Here is a 17,144-nt window from a genome sequence, read left to right on the forward strand (position 1 = left end):
TAAATGATAAAAAGAATAGCATATATACTTGTAACAGTATGCTGTATTATAGTTACGGTTGGATTTTTTAGATATAATCCAACCGTAATTTATGAAAAAAAAGTACCAACTTCAGCTGAAACTATAGTTTACCTCAATCTTAGAGAAATAGAGTATAGTATACTTAGTAGTTTTTTAAAACATCCACTTTCTCAGTTAGACTTCAAGAAATCTACAAGCAAAAAAGCAAAAAATAAAACAACATGGTTAGATGAGGTAGAAGTGCCTCCTAGTTTGTTTTTTTATACTAATGAACAAGAGTTTAAAAACTTTTTTATTAGTAGCCCAATAGTTGTAAAACAAAATTTTGAAGAAGCTTTAAAAGAAGAAGGATTTGCAGTCAAAAATATAAATAAGACAACTGTTTATAGTAAAGGGGTAATAAGTTGTGTAGTGAAAGGTAATTCTTTGCAAGTACTATTAAAAAAATATAAAGGAGCACAAATACTCCCTCAGTTATTATCTAAACTAAGTCATGAAAACTATTTTTCTGAAAACGACTTAATCTTAAGGCGGATAAAGGATAGTAAACAGCCAATAGTTATAAGTACTTTGCAAGGAGACTTTTTTGAATTTTCTGCAGATGGAGGTGGTTTAAAGATTCAAGGAGAGTTAAGTGAAGAGAATAACTTGTTTAAGCCATTTAAAGCGTCTTCAGTGGGTAGTTCGATAGTAACTGTGTCAGGGAAATTAAACACCGAAGTATTAAGAGGTAGGTTAGGTGTAGATTTTAAGAAAAAGTTTAAAAAGCTAACAACATTGTCATTAGATTCTGTTACTAATAAATGGGATGGAGTGATAGATTTTAATCTTAGTTCTTTCGTAGAAAAATTAGATACGATTGTAACTTATGAGTACGATGATGATTTTAATAAGGTTGAAAAGAAGGAAATTCAAAAGATAATAACACCCAAAGTGATTTTAGAAGTTGATGGAGATGATTTGTGCAGGTATTTAGAAGAAAAAAGAGCAATTCAAAAACTAGATAATGAAGACATTCTAACATTAATGCCTTTTTTTACTACCTATAGCTTTTGCGAAGAAGAAGGTTTAAGGTTTGTGTCAATAAAAGGAGATAAGCAAATTAAAGAGGTTAATAAAAAGAATAAATTTTACTTCTTATTTAACGTGGCTGATTATCAGAATAGGGATAGAGGTATTTATTCTATTAAAAATAAATATTTAAGTAAAGTGAAAACAATGCAGTTATTAGTAGCTAATAACAACGAGTTAAAGGCGACTGTAGAGTTAAAAAACACTTCAAAAAACTTTTTTTTACAAGCCTTGAATTAATACAGGGCAAATGCAGCAAATGATATAGCGGCTGATCCAAGCATGGCTAGAATAAAAAACATCGTATTTGCAAGCATATATTTAGTAAATGTTTTAAAATATCCTTGATTGTAAAACCTTTTCATGGCAATGTATAGGTAAACCATAAAAAGTAATAAGAAAATAGAAAGAAAGTTATTAGAGTGTTTAAAAAAGTCTATAATATAAAAAATTGAAAAAAGAAGAAATAGCACAGTTTGTACATGAAATACAAAAACTAGATGCTCTACGTAAGTATATTTTTTTCTAATATAAATAAATTTTAAAAATAAAGTAAATAAAGGCAGTAGAACAAAAAGTGCTATAGAAGCATATGATAGTACCTGACGGAAAAACTTCTTTGCTTCATCTCTATCTAAAAAAATTGAATTAAAAACTTTAGCGCGAGAATACCAAAAACGATTGCTAAAATTTTTGGTAACTTGTAAACTGTCCAAAGCAGCATCAATAGAGGTTTTTGGATGCGTCTTTTGAAATTTCATAAACTCTATAATATCAAAAGAATTACTAAGGTTTGATTTAACTGTTTTTGGTTTTATATTATACGAAACTTTAGTAGAATCAGTTTCAGTTTGTTTAGTGTTAATAGAGTCTTGTTCTTCAAGTTGTTTAAAAACGATACTTTGGATAGAGTCCAAATCTACTTGAATATCCTCTGAGTCATCATTATTTATTTTAATATTAGATGAACGTCCAATCCTTAATTCTTCAAACTTTTTGTAACTATCTGTTAAGCTTATGATTAAGAAAAAAATAATAGATGTAGCTAAATAGAACCGAAAAGGATTTGTGTATTTAATTCTTTTTCCTTCTATATAGTCTTTTGAAACTTTTCCAGGGCTTATTAGTAAAGGGATTAGTGTTCGCCAAAACTTAGTATCTAAAGAGAAAAAACCAGCAAAAAGTTCACGAAGAAAAACACTTAGTGTAATTTTCTTACCTCTATTCTTTTGTCCACATTCAGGACAAAATTTTTCGTTATTAGTAAAAGGACATCCGCAATTTAAACAGTTAGCATCTTTAATAACCGGAACTTTATTTTTCTTAATCATTAATTTAAAATAGAAGAGGTGGTTAATTGAAAAGTAGGAATAATTACAAGAAATTCCTCAAAAGTTTCTACGTTAATCATCTTGTAATTGCCGCCCATAGCACCTGTAGTAGATAGTAAAAAGCAATTTGATCTGTAATTATAAATATCGCTAGGTCTTAAGATTGGAGTTTCACCAACGACACCTTCACCTTCTACATATTCAGTATTGTTAAGAGCATCAAAAATAACCCAAAAACGTTCCAATAGCTTTACAGTTTCTTTCGAACTATTTTCTATGGAAACATAATAACTAAAAGCGTAGTATTGCCGATGCTCTCTGTAAACTGAGCCTCTAAAAGACGTTTTTACAGAAACCTTAATACCTTTTGTAATTTGCTGAAACATATGATAAAGATAGTTCTTTTTCAGTTTTTAGTCAACGTTTACATAAATACCTTACCTATTTTGGTTAAAAAAACCGTAACCAACACCAATTACTCTATCGTAAATTTCACCAAAAGGTCTGTAATAAACAATTACGGTATATTCATTTTCAGTTTGATAAAAAGAACCGTTAACTTCGTGTAAGTCAATGTTTTTTTTCTTGTTTAAAGTAGCGTAGCTATAGTTGTAGAAGCCTTGTTTAAAAGGTAAAATTGCCTTGTAAATTTTCTGAGAAGGGGCATAGGTCATTTTATTTTCTTCAGACAATTCGTAGTTGTTAAAAGCTCCATAAACATAAACTTCCTTGTTTTCGTAAGGCTCAAAAGCATCTAAAGAAAAATGAACTAAAGAATAATCAGCCTCAGTGTTATCTCTGTTGTCAACAACATCACGTTCAGTGGTTCTTATAACAAACTGTCCGTTAATATCAGGGTTGTAGGTATATGTTTTATCAGCCCTAGGCTCGTCTGTGTAGAGGTAGCTGTGGTATACGTTTTTGCGTTCTACTTTAGCAACATTTAAACTAGAGTTTCGTATCAGTTTAGTGTCAAAATTTAAAAACTCATTTCCACCCCAGAAATTAGTTTTTACAGTGTGATTATATAAAAGTTGTTGAGGTTTTATAAAAATAGGTTGAAGATTAGTAATAGCTGTATTCCAATTATGGTTTTGAAACAATGTAACATTGATTTCTTGAGAAGGATTATTGATTTGTAAACCTGAGTGATTAACTGAAAATTGAACGGTTTGTTGTTGGTTGGTTGTTGTTGTGTTTCTGCTTCTAAAAGCAGCAACACCAACGGTGGTAATATCTTCGTAAAAGACACAGCGTCTTGTAAAAACAACTTTATAATCCTCATCTAAAACAGAAATTAAATAATTACCACTTTTTGTGATAATTGTGTTCTCATTAGGGATTTCTATAGAATAATGAGTATAAGGTTGGAGTGTATTAAAGGAATTGGTAAAGTTGAAGATTTCGTTTTGTTCAAAACCCTGAATGTATTGATTACTTGTTATTGAACTGGGTCTCCAATCATGAGTCATATGTTCAATTTTGTATAAATACTGTTTGCTATCAGCATCTAAATCATCAAAAGATAATTTTAAAACATCACCCAAGCGAACAATAGGGGCATAAAAGTTTGGGTTATTTTTAGGTCGTAGTTGTACTGTTTTTACATTTTGAGCTTGAATATTCAAAAATAACAATGCAAAGAATAATAAAAAATAATTTGATAATCGCATTTATAAAGCCTTAATACGTTAAAAAACGTGAAGATTCAGTTTGTAAAACTACGAATATATAAAACATTAATTTACTTATTTTTTATTTAGATTGAATAAAGATAATTTATACTTTTGCATTTCAAATTAAGAGGGGTATGAAGTTTGGTTTCTTTATGTTGTTGTTTGTGGCAGCAATTTCAAAGGCGCAAGTAAAGATTGGTTTTAAGGTTAGTAACACATTAGGTAGCCCAATAGAAGATGCATATGTTTTTATAAATTCCAAAGCAAAGGTAACTGATAAAAAAGGAGAAGTTTTTTTTAATGTAGAAAAAGACAACTATACGATTAAGGTTAATCACATTGCTTATTTAGATTTTTCTAAAGTAATTTTAGCGTCAAAAGATAGTATAGTTACTATAGTTTTAAGAGAAAATAAAGAGTTATTACAAGAAGTGGTAATAACAGCTAAAGAATCTGAAGGAATGACCTCCTCGTCTCTAGTAGATAGAAAGGCGATGAGTCATTTACAGCCCAGTAGTTTTACAGATTTGGTTAGTTTGCTTCCAGGTAAAAACATAACTAATAGTAATTTAAATGCATCTACTCATTTACGTTTAAGAGAGGTAGGTTCTTCTGATAGAGATTACGATACTTCTTTATTGGGTGTTTCTTTTTTGGTGGATGGTGTACCAATTAACACTAATGCAAACTTGCAACAGGTGGTAGAGGCAGCACCAGTAAATAAATCTACGAAAGATTATAATAGAAATACGGTAAGAAGAGGAGTGGATATGCGATCAATATCTACTGATGAGATAGAGAAGGTAGAAATTGTAAGAGGAGTAGCTTCTGCAAAATACGGAGATTTAAGTAGTGGTTTAGTAAAGATAAAGCGTAAAAATGGATATACACGCTGGAAATCTAGAATAAAATCAGATGGTTTTAGTAAGTTGTATTCTTTAGGAAAAGGATACAATTTTAACGAAGAAAACTTAAAGCTTAATTTTGATGTAGCGTATTTAGATGCAAAAGCAGACCCTAGAGATAACTACGAAAATTATAAAAGATACACTACATCTTTACGGTTAGAAAAGTTGTTTGAAAAAAGAAATCCTGTTAGTTGGAATTTAAATGTAGATTATACAGGTACTGTAGATGGTGAAAAATCGGATCCAGATGTTCCTTTTGATAAATATGAGTCTTTTAAATCCTCATATAATAGTATTCGTGTGTCTAACGAGTTTAATATTGATTTTTCTGAAGGTATATTAAAAAACATAAACTTTAAAACAAGCTTTAACCAGTCTTTTGATAAAATAAAGCAGACCAGATGGGTTCAATTATGGGATGCAACAGCACTTCCATTGGCTACAGAAGCAGGAGAGAGCTATGGTTTTTATCTTTTACCTAGTTACGTGTCTAACCAAGTAATTGATGGGAAGCCTTTAGATATTTTTGCAGATTTTTCTGGAATTTTAAATTTTTCAGCATACAAAATTAAAAACAATATTACGTTAGGTGTCAATTATTTATATGCCAAAAATAATGGGTTAGGACAAGTATACGATCGTAAATTACCACCTTCTCCGTCGATTAAAACACGACCGAGAACATACAAAGAAATACCAGCAATGCAATCATTGGCTTTTTATGTAGAAGATGAAATAAAGTGGGATGTAAACACTACAAATTTTACTTTAAGAGCGGGTGTTAGAGGAACATCGTTTTTAGGGCTCAATAAAAAATACGCTATACATAATGAGCTGTTTTTAGATCCTAGACTTAATCTTAAGATAGCCTTTCCTGCAATAAAATTCAATAATAACGAAGCTTTAAATATAGAGGTAACAAGTGGTTATGGTAAACATCATAAATTACCAACACTAAATATGTTATATCCGCAAGAGTTGTATGAAGACTATGAGCAATTAAACTATTATCATAATATTAAAGAGTATAGACAAGTTCATTATAAGACATACAAGTTTTCACAAGTAAACTACAAAATTCAGCCTGCTTTAAATGTAAAAAAAGAAGTAAGATTAGGGTTAAACTATGATCATCACTCATTATACATAACTTATTTTGATGAAAAAATGTCTTCTGGATTTAGAACAATTAGTAATTTTCATCAGGTAAATTATAAAAAATATGATGTATCAGGGTTAAACCATGAAACGATAACAAGTGCGCCGCTCGTAGAAAATTTACCCTACAAAACAGTAAATAGTTTAGCGTTATCATCACAAGAAAGTAATGGAAGCTCAATATTTAAAAAGGGAGTAGAATTTCAATATGCTACTAAAAGAATTGAGGCATTAAAAACACGCTTTACAATTAATGGTGCTTGGTTACAAAGTGAATATTTTAATTCATTACCAAGATATAAATCGGAAACAGCAACTATAGGAGGTGTAAACTACACCAATATTGGTTTGTATAAAATGGCTAATAACAACTCTTTTAAAGAGTCGTTACAAACAAGTTTTACAGCAGATACCTATTTGCAGAATTTAGGTTTAACTACTTCTTTTAGAATGGATGTACAATGGTATACTAAGTCGTTTTATTTGCCTGAAAGTAGTGTGCCTACACATTATGTAAAAAATGATGGTACTGTTGTGCCGTATACCATAGTAGAGGCTAACGACCCTGTTTTAAAATCTTTAATCTTAGATGTAAGAGGGGATGGAGAGGTTGCATACAGAGAGAGTCCCCTGGGCTTAAATACACACATTAAAATTTCAAAAAAGTTTTACAAAAATTTTGTGGTTTCTATGTATGTAAACAATTTGTTTAACTATTATGACAGAAATACAACAGCAAACCAACAAGTAACACAGCGAAATTTTATCGACCCTTATTTTGGAATGGAACTCAATTTTAATTTTTAATTATACAAATACTTTTACATGAAAAACATAGCATATTTTTTAACAGTAATTACACTACTAGTTTTTACGTCTTGTAGTGACGACCCTGAGGTGTTAATAAGAAAAAGTGATGCGACTTTTAATTTATTAAACCCATCGGACTTGGTAAAAATAACACAATATACAGATGTTACTATATCGTTTACAGAGCTTAATACTAAAGAAAAACAAGAGCAAAAAGTAACAGCAAACCTTGTTAACATAGAATTAAATCAAGGAAGTTACGAAGTGTCTGTTTCTGGTAAGGTGCAATATGATTTAAATGGTGAAACAAGAGAAGGGGTTGTTGTGGCGTTTGTACCAGAGTTAAACTTTGTAAGTGATGTACAAGCACAAGATATTCAATTAGCGTTAAAAGCTTTTAGTAAAGATTTTATTATTGAAGAAGTATTCTTTACAGGAACGTTAACGCCAGAAGGAGAGCAATACTACGGTGATCAATATTTTAAAATATATAACAATACAGACGAAGTTTTATATGCAGACGGATTAATATTAGCGCAATCTAAATTCTTAACTGTAGATAAGCAAGAATATACACCAGATGTTATGAAAACTGACTTTACAACCGGTTCAATGATTCAGATTCCAGGGTCTGGTAAAGAATATGCTGTCGAGCCAGGGGAATCATTAATTATAGCATTAGGAGGTATTAATCATAAAGAAAATAATGCAAAATCTATCGATTTAAGTTCAGCAGATTTTGAAATGTTTTATGAAGGAACAGATGATGTGGATAACCCTGCTGTAACTAATGTAATCAATTTTTACGATAGAATAGTGCCTCATAACAGAGGGTTTAATAGTTACGTATTAGTAAGGTTGCCAGAGGGCGTAAATCAAACCAATTATATAAGTGATTATAAGTACAACTATGAGTGGTTATTTGTTTTTGGTGAATATGAGATACCGCAAAATGAATCTGATTATAAGATTCCTAACGAATGGATTGTAGATGCGGTTAATATGAGTGTAGAGTCAGAGTTTGAATGGGTAGTAACAGACGCTTCATTAGATAGCGGTTATACTTACTGTGGAAAAGTTGATAGAGATGCTTCACGTTACGGAAAATCTGTGAAGAGAAAAGTATTACAAGAAATAGATGGAGTACGTTTATTGCAAGATACTAACAATTCAGCAAATGATTTTATTCCAGAAGCAAGTCTTTCTGTACAATAAGTTTTTACATAAAGTTGTTTTTTAATATAACAAAAAATGAAAATTAAAATAATATTTTTTTGTCTTGTGTTGCTTTTTAGTGGTAAGTTTTTTGCACAAGAAAATATAAAACTGCTACAAAAAATAAAACAACACAATAATCAAAAACAATTTTATAAAAATATTTTTCAAAACCCTGCATTAATGCAGGGTTTTGGTACTAGACAATTTTCAAGATTAAAAGCAACATACTCTAATGTTGCTAATGAAATGTATACTATTCAAAAACCAAGAAAAGAAAGTGGCTTTAAAATATCCGCTTCATCTTTTTATCCGATAGATAGTACAAAAACAGTTTGGGGTAAAGCCAGTTATAGTAATATTGAAGAAAAAAATAAAGTATGGAATGAAGCTATCGATTATGATTTGATTTATCCATACATTACAGCAGATTCGGTAGGAGGAAACTTAAGTAACGAGCGTTATCACTTTTTAGGAGGGTATGCAAAAACAACTAAAAAAATAGATTTTGGAACACAGTTACAATACAAAGCAAACTTAGCTAGTAGAAGTAGAGATCCAAGAGTAAAAGACGTAAGTTCAAATTTTCAAATAAAATCAGGAGTATATTTTAAAGATCTTTTTGGGGTTGACTTAGGGCTTCATGCAGGTTTTCAGAAATATACACAATCCAATGATATTCGTTTTTTTAATCAAATTTCAGTACCAGAGATTTACCATTTAAATGGTTTAGGATATTTTAATGATATTGTAAGAGGAACTTATAAAAGTGTTTTTTATGATGGTAGTGGATTTAATTTAGGAATGCAGTTACAGCCAATAAAAAATAATGATTTATGGCTGTATGTAAACACAAAACAATTGAAAATAAGTAAATTTTTAAGTGAAGCAGTATCTACAGAGTTGTCTAGCTTAAAAAGTAACGATATAAACGCTTCTTTGGTAAAATTGTTTACGAAAAAAGGGCAAACTTTTGGGGTTAAACTAATGTATCAGGTTCAAGAAAAAAAAGGATTAGAGTCTATTCTTTCTTCAAGAACTGGATCAACACTCAAAATTATAGGTCAAAACGAAAATTACAAACTAAATAACACTACTTATCAATTAAGTACACTTTACTATAAAGACGCTGAAAAGTATTTTATGTACTTCTCTCCATATATTAACTATCAAAAATACAAAGAAGACTATTTTTTAATTAGAAGTTACCAGTATGTTGATAATCTTAATGTCGGATTTGTCTCTAGATATACAACAAGTGTTAATGAGAAAATATTGTTTTCTGCAGTAGTAAACTTTAATTATAAAGCTGTTTTAAAAGGGAAATCTTTGTTAAGAAACGATAATCAAGTTTCCATATCAAACATGCTTCATCAAAATAATGAATTGCTAAACTCTAATTATATTAATTCAGGAGTAAAACTTAAGCTAGATTATAGTGTAGCGGAAAAAATTAATGTTTTCGTTGGAATTAATACAGAAACAGCTCTAGTTAACACTGCAATAAATAATTTATATACAATATCAACAGGAGTAAGTTTTTAAATGCTCCTTTTATTTTCTTTCGCAACAAAAAATGACACGATTTTTACAATACCTTATTCTTATCCTTGTGTTGTATTCATGCAAGCAACATAATTCACAAGAAGAAAAATTAAACAAAGGTTATTCCATAGTTGACTTATATAAAAAACCAATTTCAAAATGGCCAAAACCAATCATTGACGAGGGGGTTGAGTGGCAAGAAATGAAACCCATAGAAATAAATTACAATTATTTCGAAGACATAAAAAAGCCAGAAGTTACGCTAGGTAAACTACTTTTTTTTGATCCCAAATTATCGTCCTCAAATCAAATATCATGTAGTTCTTGTCATCATCCAGAAATGGGATGGGCAACTCATACCGAAAAATCTACGGGTCATAATCATTTACAAAGCTCTAGAAATGCACCTACAATTTTAAATGTAGCATCAAAAAAAATCTTTTTTTGGGATGGTAGAGTAGCTTCTTTAGAAAATCAAGCACTGGGGCCTATAACAGCTCATAATGAAATGAATATGAATATTGATGAACTACCTGGTAAGCTTCAAAAAGTAAAAAGATATGAAGAGCTTTTTAAAAAGGTTTATAAAAAAGAAAATATAACAATAGAGCAGGTTTTAAGTGCAATTGCAGCTTTTGAGAGAACTATAAAAAGTCAACCTAGTAAGGTAGATAGATTTATGAAAGGAAGTTACAAAGCATTAACAGATTCTGAAATTAAAGGGTTACATCTTTTTAGAACAAAAGCAAGATGTATGAATTGTCATCATGGGCAATTTTTTACAGATCAAAAATTTCATAATATAGGATTAACATATTACAAGAGAGAACAAGAAGATCTAGGACGTTATAATGTTACGAAGAATAGTGAAGATGTTGGAAAATTTTTAACCCCTTCTTTAAGAGATCTACTTAATACAAGACCATGGATGCACAATGGTTTTTTTGATAACTTAACAGGAGTGGTAAACATGTATAACAGTGGTATGCAGATGTTAAACCCATCTTTTGAAGAAAAAAAGAAAGACTCATTGTTTCCAGTGGTAGACCCGTTAATGAAACCTTTAAACTTAACCGATGAAGAAATTAATGACTTAGTAGCTTTTCTAAAAGCTTTAAATGGAACAAAGTACAAAATGGAGATTCCAGAAGTACCACGATGACTGTTTGTTCTACAATAAGAAGCTTAAAAAAGTAAAAGCTAATTTAGAATAAGTATAAATAATGTTGTTTTTTAAAGATAAGAAAGGTTTTGTTCTGCAAAGGGATGCAAAATTTTTAAATTTGCGTGTTTTTAAGAAAATCAAATTAATCAGTTCCTATGTCAAAAGACATCCGTATTAAGAAGGGCTTGGATATCAAGCTAGTTGGCGAGGCAGAACAGATAACTACTGAACTTCAATTAGGTAGTTTGTTTGCAGTAAAGCCAGATGATTTTCACGGCGTTATTCCTAAAATTTTAGCAAAAGAAGGTACAGAAGTAAAAGCAGGAGAAGCACTTTTTTATTCAAAAAGTGACGAGCGTGTTTTATTTTCTAGTCCTGTTAGCGGTAAAGTTACAGAAATCGTTCGTGGAGCACGAAGAAAAGTTTTAGCAATTAAAATCACTGCTGATGCACAGCAGGAATACAAAGATTTTGGTAAAAAAGATGTAGACACAATGTCTGGAGAAGAGGTGAAAAACCACTTGTTTGCTTCAGGTTGTTGGCCGTTTATAAAACAACGTCCGTATGACGTAGTTGCAAATCCTAATCAAGCACCAAAAGCAATTTTTGTATCTGCCTATGCAAGTGCGCCTTTAGCAGCTGATTATGATTATGCGTTAAAAGGCAAAGAAGCAGAATTACAAGCAGCTTTAACAGCGTTAACAAAGTTAACAGCAGGTAAAGTACATGTTTCTGTAGGTAAAAACTCAACACTATCACCATTTAAAGATGTGAAAGGAGTTGAACTACATAAAGTTTCAGGTCCACACCCGGTAGGAAATGTAAGTACACAAATAGCACAAATTGACCCTATTAATAAAGGAGAAGTTGTGTGGGTAGTTACGCCTCAAGACTTAGTAGTAATAGGTGAGCTATTATTAACAGGGAAGTTAAATATTACTCGTACTGTTGCCTTAGCAGGTTCTAAATTTAACAAACCACAGTATGTAACTGCAAAAGCAGGGGCACAAATAGCTGATGTTGTTAAAGGAAATTTAGAGGCTGATAATGCTCGTGTAATTAGTGGAAATGTTTTAAGTGGTTTAGAAGTTAAAGAAGATGGTTTCTTAGGGTACTACGATAACTTAATTACAGCTATCCCAGAAGGAGATGATTATGAGTTTTTTGGATGGAATAAACCAGTTTTTAACAAAATATCTACTTCTAGAGCATTAACTTTTTCTTGGTTAAACCCAAAGAAAAAATATGACTTAAATACAAATACTAACGGAGAACACAGAGCATTTGTAGTAACAGGCTCTTATGAAGAAATTTTTCCGTTAGACATCTATCCGATGCAATTATTAAAAGCTTGTATGTATAAAGATCTAGACGAAATGGAAGGATTAGGGGCTTACGAAATTGCACCAGAAGATTTTGCATTAACAGAATTTATTTGTGTATCGAAACAACCTCACCAAAAAATAATTCGAGAAGGATTAGATTTAATGAGAGAAGAATTAGGATAAGATATGGGCTTAAAACAAAAATTAGATAATTTTAGAGAAGAACATAAAGAAAAAAAGTGGTTTCCCTTATTTAGTGGGTTTCATACTTTTCTTTATATGCCAAAAGAGGTAACGCACGGCGGAACTCATATTAAGGCAGCAGATGACTTAAAACGTACCATGAATACGGTAATTATGGCATTAATACCATGTTTGCTTTTTGGTATGTTCAATGCAGGGTATCAGCATAATCTTCAAATAGAAGCCGTTTCAAATGCAACAGGTTTCTTTTCTGGAGAGTTTTGGAATATGAGTAACTTTCTAATAGGTTTGGTTAAAATATTACCATTAGTAATTGTTTCATATGCGGTTGGTTTAGCAATAGAGTTTGTTTTTTGTATAATCAAAGGGCATGAGATAGAAGAGGGGTACTTGGTAACAGGAATGTTAGTTCCATTAATTGTACCAGTAGATTTACCATTATGGATGCTAGCAGTAGCAGTAGCATTTGGAGTTATAATTGGTAAAGAAGTATTTGGAGGTACAGGAATGAACATCTTAAACCCTGCCTTAACTATTCGTGCATTCTTATTCTTCGCATACCCAACATGGATGTCTGGAGATAAAGTATGGGTTCAAGGAGCTGTTGAAGCTGCAGGAACAGCTGATGCTATTTCAGGAGAAACTATCTTAGGAAGTTTAGCACAGTCGCAACCATTAAACTATTCAGTTTCTGATATGTTCTTTGGGTTCATTCCAGGTTCTGTAGGAGAAACTTCAACATTATTAATTTTATTAGGAGCTTTATTCTTAATCTTTACAAAGATTGGAAGCTGGAGAATTATGTTATCTGCAGTTATTGGAGCTTTAGTAATGGGATTCATCTTCAATCAAGTAGTTGATATGGGATGGATTGGTGAAACAAGCAAGTTTTACGGATTAATGAGTTTAGATTTTTGGAAGCATTTATTAATTGGAGGTTTTGCGTTTGGTGCAGTATACATGGCAACTGACCCAGTAACAGCATCACAAACTAACAAAGGAAAATGGATTTATGGATTCTTAATTGGTTTTATTTCAATTATGATTCGTGTATTCAACCCTGCATATCCAGAAGGAGTAATGTTAGCAATCTTATTAATGAATGTATTTGCTCCAACAATTGATCATTACGTAGTTCAAGGTAATGTAAAAAGAAGATTAAAACGTTTAAAAGCTAAAACTGCCTAATTATGAGTAAGAAGACAGATAGTAATGTATATACGGTAGCGTTCGCAATAGGAATGGTACTAGTAGTGGGTGCGTTGTTAGCTTTTACAGCGTCATCACTTCGCCCAACAATCGATGCTAACAAACGTATCGAGAAGCAGCAAAACATTTTGTATGCAATGGGTGTAAACGAAAACGATGAAACAAGTGTAGAGTTTGTTTCAAAAGATAAAGTAGCAGACGAGTTTGCTAAATACATAAAAAAACAATTAGTAATTGAAGGAGATAATGCTTCTGAAGATTCTAAAGCGTATTTAATTGATGTAAAAAAGCAACAAACAGCAGCTAAAGAAGGAAAAACAAGAAAATTACCATTATTTGTAGGTGAAAAGGAAGGAAAAACTTTCTATATCGCTCCAATTAGAGGTAAAGGTCTTTGGGATGCTATTTGGGGATATGTTGCAATGGATAAAAACATGGTAGTTCAAGGAGTTTTCTTCGATCATAAAGGAGAAACACCAGGTTTAGGGGCTAACATTAAGCAACGTTACTTTATGGACGATTTTATTGGAGAAGATTTAATGAGCAATGGTTCTTTTAAAGGAATTGCAGTTTCTAAATCGAACAATGATCCAAAGAATGAAGATAAAAATGATAACGAGGTAGATGCAATTGCAGGAGCAACTATTACTGGAGACGGAGTAGCTGCAATGATTAAATCTGAATTAGGTTTATACGTACCTTACTTTAAAACATTAAAATAAATATGGGACTTTTATCAAAAAAAGACGCAGCGTTAATTACTGATCCATTAGCAGATAATAACCCAATTACAATTCAGGTATTAGGAATTTGTTCTGCATTAGCAATTACAGCAGAGTTAAAAGCTTCTATTGTAATGTCTATATCGGTATTATTTGTATTAGGAGTAGGGAATGTAGTAATCTCGTTAATGAGAAATATTATTCCATCAAAAATTAGAATTATTGTACAGTTAATCGTAGTAGCAACCTTAGTAATTATCGTAGACCAAGTGTTAAAAGCATTTGCATACGATTTAAGTAAAACCTTATCGGTTTTTATTGGGTTAATTATTACCAACTGTATTATTATGGGACGTTTTGAGGCTTTTGCTTTAGGAAACGGACCTTGGAGATCGTTTTTAGATGGAATAGGAAATGCCTTAGGATATGCAGTAATCTTAATTATTGTAGGTTTCTTTAGAGAGTTATTAGGTTCAGGTACTTTATTAGGATTTAAAGTATTAGGTGATCCTATCGAGAAAACAGGATTGTATGCTTTAGGATACGAAAACAACGGATTTATGTTATTATCACCAATGGCATTAATTGTTGTGGGTATTATTATTTGGGTACAACGTACAAGAAATAAAGCATTAGTAGAAGACTAACTTAAGTTAGTGTTCATTAAAAATATAGAAAATGGAACATATAGAATTATTTTTCAAATCGATATTTATAGATAACATGGTATTTGCTACATTCTTAGGAATGTGCTCATACCTTGCAGTATCTAAAAAAGTATCAACGGCCGTAGGTTTAGGTGCTGCTGTAATCTTTGTATTAGCAGTAACAGTACCAGTAAACTGGTTGTTAGATCAATACCTATTACAACCTGGAGCTTTAAAGTGGTTAGGAGAGGAATATGTAGATTATGACTTAAGTTTCTTGTCATTTATCATGTTTATTGCAACAATTGCAACCATGGTACAATTAGTAGAAATTATAGTTGAAAAATTTGCGCCAGCATTATATAACTCTTTAGGTATTTTCTTACCATTAATTGCAGTAAACTGTGCAATTTTAGGAGGGTCATTATTTATGCAATCTCGTGAAATTCCAACTTTAGGTTTATCATTTACGTATGGTATTGGTTCAGGAATCGGATGGTTTTTAGCAATTTTAGCAATTGCTGCTATTCGTGAAAAAATCAGATACTCTTCTGTGCCACCAGCATTAAGAGGATTAGGAATTACATTCATTATTACAGGTTTAATGGCTATCGGGTTTATGAGCTTCGGTGGAATGTTAACAGGAGGTGATGATGCAGGAAATAAAGAAGAAACTGCTGAAGTTAAGGTTGAAAAGAAAGAAGTTGAAGAAAAGGTAGTAGAGGAAACTGAAAAGACTGAAGAGAAGGCAGAAGAATTAGCTAATAACACTAAAGAAATTACAGAATAATGGTATTTTTAGAAGTAAGCACAGGAGGAACAGTTGCTATTACAGTATTAGCGTTTTTAGCGGTAATCTTAGTTTTGGTAGCTTTATTATTATTTGTTAAGCAAAAATTGGCACCATCTGGACCTGTAAAAATTACAATCAATGGTGAAAAAACAATAGAAGTAGCATCAGGAGGAACTTTATTATCTACCTTAGGTAATGAGAAAATCTTTTTACCATCAGCATGTGGTGGTGGTGGTTCTTGTGTACAATGTGAGTGTCATGTAAATTCAGGTGGAGGAGAAGCTTTACCTACAGAAACACCACACTTTACACGTAAAGAACTACAACACGGTATCCGTTTAGCATGTCAGGTAAAAGTAAAGCAAGATATGGATATATCTATTCCAGAAGAAATTTTCGGAATTAAGAAATGGGAAGCAACTGTTGTAAGAAATTATAACGTAGCAACCTTTATTAAGGAGTTTGTAGTTGAGATTCCTGAAGAAATGGATTATAAAGCAGGCGGGTATATTCAAATTGAAATACCACCATGTGAAGTAAAATATGCTGATATGGATATTTCTGCGCATCCACAAGATCATCCAGGGGAACCAGATAAATTTGAGGCTGATTGGGATAAATTTAACCTAAGACCATTAGTAATGAAGAATGAAGAAACTGTAGAGAGAGCATACTCTATGGCTTCTTATCCAGCAGAAGGAAGAGAAATCATGTTAAATGTTCGTGTAGCAACACCTCCTTTCGATCGTGCTAAAGGCGGATGGATGGATGTAAATCCAGGGGTGGCATCTTCGTATATTTTTAATCAAAAGCCAGGAGATAAAGTAACTATTTCTGGACCTTATGGTGAATTCTTCATCAATGACTCTGATGCAGAGATGTTATATGTAGGTGGTGGAGCTGGTATGGCACCAATGCGTTCACATATTTATCATTTATTTAGAACTTTAAAGACTGGTAGAAAAGTAACATACTGGTACGGAGGTCGTTCTAAAGCAGAATTATTCTACATTCACTACTTTAGAGCGTTAGAAAAAGACTTTCCAAACTTTAAATTCTACTTGGCATTATCTGAGCCATTAGAAGAAGATAACTGGAAGGTTAAAAAAGATATTAATGATGAAAGCGGAGATGGTTTTGTTGGGTTTATTCACCAAGTTGTAATAGATCAATATTTATCTAAGCATGAAAGTCCTGAGGATTTAGAATTATATTTCTGTGGGCCACCATTAATGAACAAAGCAGTACAAAAAATGGGTGAAGATTTTGGTCTTGATGACGAAAACATTCGTTTTGATGACTTTGGAGGATAGAAACATAGTGTTTAATACATTATATAAAAAA

Annotated in this window: 14 protein-coding genes; 11 read left to right on the forward strand and 3 right to left on the reverse strand. The window is 31.6% G+C overall.

Going from position 1 to position 17,144, the window contains the following annotated elements:
* The first annotated feature begins 3 nt into the window (after positions 1 to 3).
* The gene (locus tag AC3VJB_RS13940) at positions 4 to 1,332 is read left to right on the forward strand and encodes a hypothetical protein (RefSeq protein ID WP_253679076.1); all 1,329 of its coding nucleotides are present in this window, start codon (positions 4 to 6) and stop codon (positions 1,330 to 1,332) included.
* Here AC3VJB_RS13940 and AC3VJB_RS13945 read toward each other — a convergent pair.
* From AC3VJB_RS13945 to AC3VJB_RS13955, 3 genes are read right to left on the reverse strand one after another with little or no spacing between them, the layout of a single operon-like run.
* Complete coding sequence (locus tag AC3VJB_RS13945; RefSeq protein WP_253679074.1) at positions 1,329 to 2,423, reverse strand: DUF3667 domain-containing protein; 1,095 nt, start codon at positions 2,421 to 2,423, stop codon at positions 1,329 to 1,331. The two genes, AC3VJB_RS13940 and AC3VJB_RS13945, sit on opposite strands and share 4 nt — an antisense overlap.
* A complete protein-coding gene (gene apaG, locus AC3VJB_RS13950; RefSeq protein WP_253679072.1) occupies positions 2,423 to 2,809 on the reverse strand; it encodes a Co2+/Mg2+ efflux facilitator ApaG/CorD in 387 nt (128 codons plus the stop codon). Before apaG ends, AC3VJB_RS13945 begins: the two co-directional genes overlap by 1 nt.
* Positions 2,810 to 2,860: 51 nt before the next feature.
* Complete coding sequence (locus tag AC3VJB_RS13955; protein WP_437823633.1) at positions 2,861 to 4,096, reverse strand: type IX secretion system plug protein; 1,236 nt, start codon at positions 4,094 to 4,096, stop codon at positions 2,861 to 2,863.
* A 137-nt stretch (positions 4,097 to 4,233) separates the two neighbouring features.
* Between AC3VJB_RS13955 and AC3VJB_RS13960 the strand changes: the two genes are divergently transcribed.
* From AC3VJB_RS13960 to nqrF, 10 genes are all read left to right on the forward strand, one after another.
* Positions 4,234 to 6,972: a TonB-dependent receptor plug domain-containing protein gene (locus tag AC3VJB_RS13960; protein WP_239178473.1), complete on the forward strand. Its 2,739-nt coding sequence runs from the start codon at positions 4,234 to 4,236 to the stop codon at positions 6,970 to 6,972.
* 18 nt (positions 6,973 to 6,990) lie between these two features.
* On the forward strand, positions 6,991 to 8,190 hold the full coding sequence (locus AC3VJB_RS13965) for a DUF4876 domain-containing protein (RefSeq protein ID WP_239178475.1): 1,200 nt from the start codon (positions 6,991 to 6,993) through the stop codon (positions 8,188 to 8,190).
* A 36-nt stretch (positions 8,191 to 8,226) separates the two neighbouring features.
* Positions 8,227 to 9,735, forward strand: a complete 1,509-nt coding sequence (locus AC3VJB_RS13970) for a DUF6850 family outer membrane beta-barrel protein (protein WP_437823634.1) — start codon at positions 8,227 to 8,229, stop codon at positions 9,733 to 9,735.
* A gap of 31 nt (positions 9,736 to 9,766) precedes the next feature.
* On the forward strand, positions 9,767 to 10,897 hold the full coding sequence (locus AC3VJB_RS13975) for a cytochrome-c peroxidase (protein WP_253679066.1): 1,131 nt from the start codon (positions 9,767 to 9,769) through the stop codon (positions 10,895 to 10,897).
* Between the two features lie 158 nt (positions 10,898 to 11,055).
* Positions 11,056 to 12,408: a Na(+)-translocating NADH-quinone reductase subunit A gene (locus AC3VJB_RS13980; RefSeq protein ID WP_073182544.1), complete on the forward strand. Its 1,353-nt coding sequence runs from the start codon at positions 11,056 to 11,058 to the stop codon at positions 12,406 to 12,408.
* Between the two features lie 3 nt (positions 12,409 to 12,411).
* On the forward strand, positions 12,412 to 13,617 hold the full coding sequence (locus AC3VJB_RS13985) for an NADH:ubiquinone reductase (Na(+)-transporting) subunit B (RefSeq protein WP_047788327.1): 1,206 nt from the start codon (positions 12,412 to 12,414) through the stop codon (positions 13,615 to 13,617).
* Between the two features lie 2 nt (positions 13,618 to 13,619).
* Positions 13,620 to 14,360 (forward strand): Na(+)-translocating NADH-quinone reductase subunit C, encoded by a 741-nt coding sequence (locus tag AC3VJB_RS13990; protein WP_047788328.1) that lies wholly within the window; start codon positions 13,620 to 13,622, stop codon positions 14,358 to 14,360.
* Between the two features lie 2 nt (positions 14,361 to 14,362).
* Positions 14,363 to 15,007, forward strand: coding sequence for an NADH:ubiquinone reductase (Na(+)-transporting) subunit D (locus tag AC3VJB_RS13995; protein WP_047788329.1), 645 nt, complete (start codon positions 14,363 to 14,365; stop codon positions 15,005 to 15,007).
* A 31-nt stretch (positions 15,008 to 15,038) separates the two neighbouring features.
* Complete coding sequence (gene nqrE, locus AC3VJB_RS14000) at positions 15,039 to 15,797, forward strand: NADH:ubiquinone reductase (Na(+)-transporting) subunit E (RefSeq protein ID WP_437823635.1); 759 nt, start codon at positions 15,039 to 15,041, stop codon at positions 15,795 to 15,797.
* On the forward strand, positions 15,797 to 17,113 hold the full coding sequence (nqrF, locus tag AC3VJB_RS14005) for an NADH:ubiquinone reductase (Na(+)-transporting) subunit F (RefSeq protein ID WP_047788331.1): 1,317 nt from the start codon (positions 15,797 to 15,799) through the stop codon (positions 17,111 to 17,113). The genes nqrE and nqrF overlap by 1 nt, the downstream gene beginning before the upstream one ends.
* Positions 17,114 to 17,144: the final 31 nt, after the last annotated feature.

The organism is Tenacibaculum sp. TB-53, from assembly GCF_059716285.2.

Excerpts from the sequence above, each read along its gene's own strand:
- AC3VJB_RS13990 (WP_047788328.1), top strand. The coding sequence starts at position 13,620 with ATGAGTAAGAAGACAGATAGTAATGTATATACGGTAGCGTTCGCAATA.
- AC3VJB_RS13960 (WP_239178473.1), top strand. The coding sequence starts at position 4,234 with ATGAAGTTTGGTTTCTTTATGTTGTTGTTTGTGGCAGCAATTTCAAAG.
- AC3VJB_RS13995 (WP_047788329.1), top strand. The coding sequence starts at position 14,363 with ATGGGACTTTTATCAAAAAAAGACGCAGCGTTAATTACTGATCCATTA.
- AC3VJB_RS13985 (WP_047788327.1), top strand. The coding sequence starts at position 12,412 with ATGGGCTTAAAACAAAAATTAGATAATTTTAGAGAAGAACATAAAGAA.
- AC3VJB_RS13965 (WP_239178475.1), top strand. The coding sequence starts at position 6,991 with ATGAAAAACATAGCATATTTTTTAACAGTAATTACACTACTAGTTTTT.
- nqrE (WP_437823635.1), top strand. The coding sequence starts at position 15,039 with ATGGAACATATAGAATTATTTTTCAAATCGATATTTATAGATAACATG.
- apaG (WP_253679072.1), bottom strand. The coding sequence starts at position 2,809 with ATGTTTCAGCAAATTACAAAAGGTATTAAGGTTTCTGTAAAAACGTCT.
- AC3VJB_RS13955 (WP_437823633.1), bottom strand. The coding sequence starts at position 4,096 with ATGCGATTATCAAATTATTTTTTATTATTCTTTGCATTGTTATTTTTG.
- AC3VJB_RS13970 (WP_437823634.1), top strand. The coding sequence starts at position 8,227 with ATGAAAATTAAAATAATATTTTTTTGTCTTGTGTTGCTTTTTAGTGGT.
- AC3VJB_RS13945 (WP_253679074.1), bottom strand. The coding sequence starts at position 2,423 with ATGATTAAGAAAAATAAAGTTCCGGTTATTAAAGATGCTAACTGTTTA.
- AC3VJB_RS13980 (WP_073182544.1), top strand. The coding sequence starts at position 11,056 with ATGTCAAAAGACATCCGTATTAAGAAGGGCTTGGATATCAAGCTAGTT.
- AC3VJB_RS13940 (WP_253679076.1), top strand. The coding sequence starts at position 4 with ATGATAAAAAGAATAGCATATATACTTGTAACAGTATGCTGTATTATA.
- AC3VJB_RS13975 (WP_253679066.1), top strand. The coding sequence starts at position 9,767 with ATGACACGATTTTTACAATACCTTATTCTTATCCTTGTGTTGTATTCA.
- nqrF (WP_047788331.1), top strand. The coding sequence starts at position 15,797 with ATGGTATTTTTAGAAGTAAGCACAGGAGGAACAGTTGCTATTACAGTA.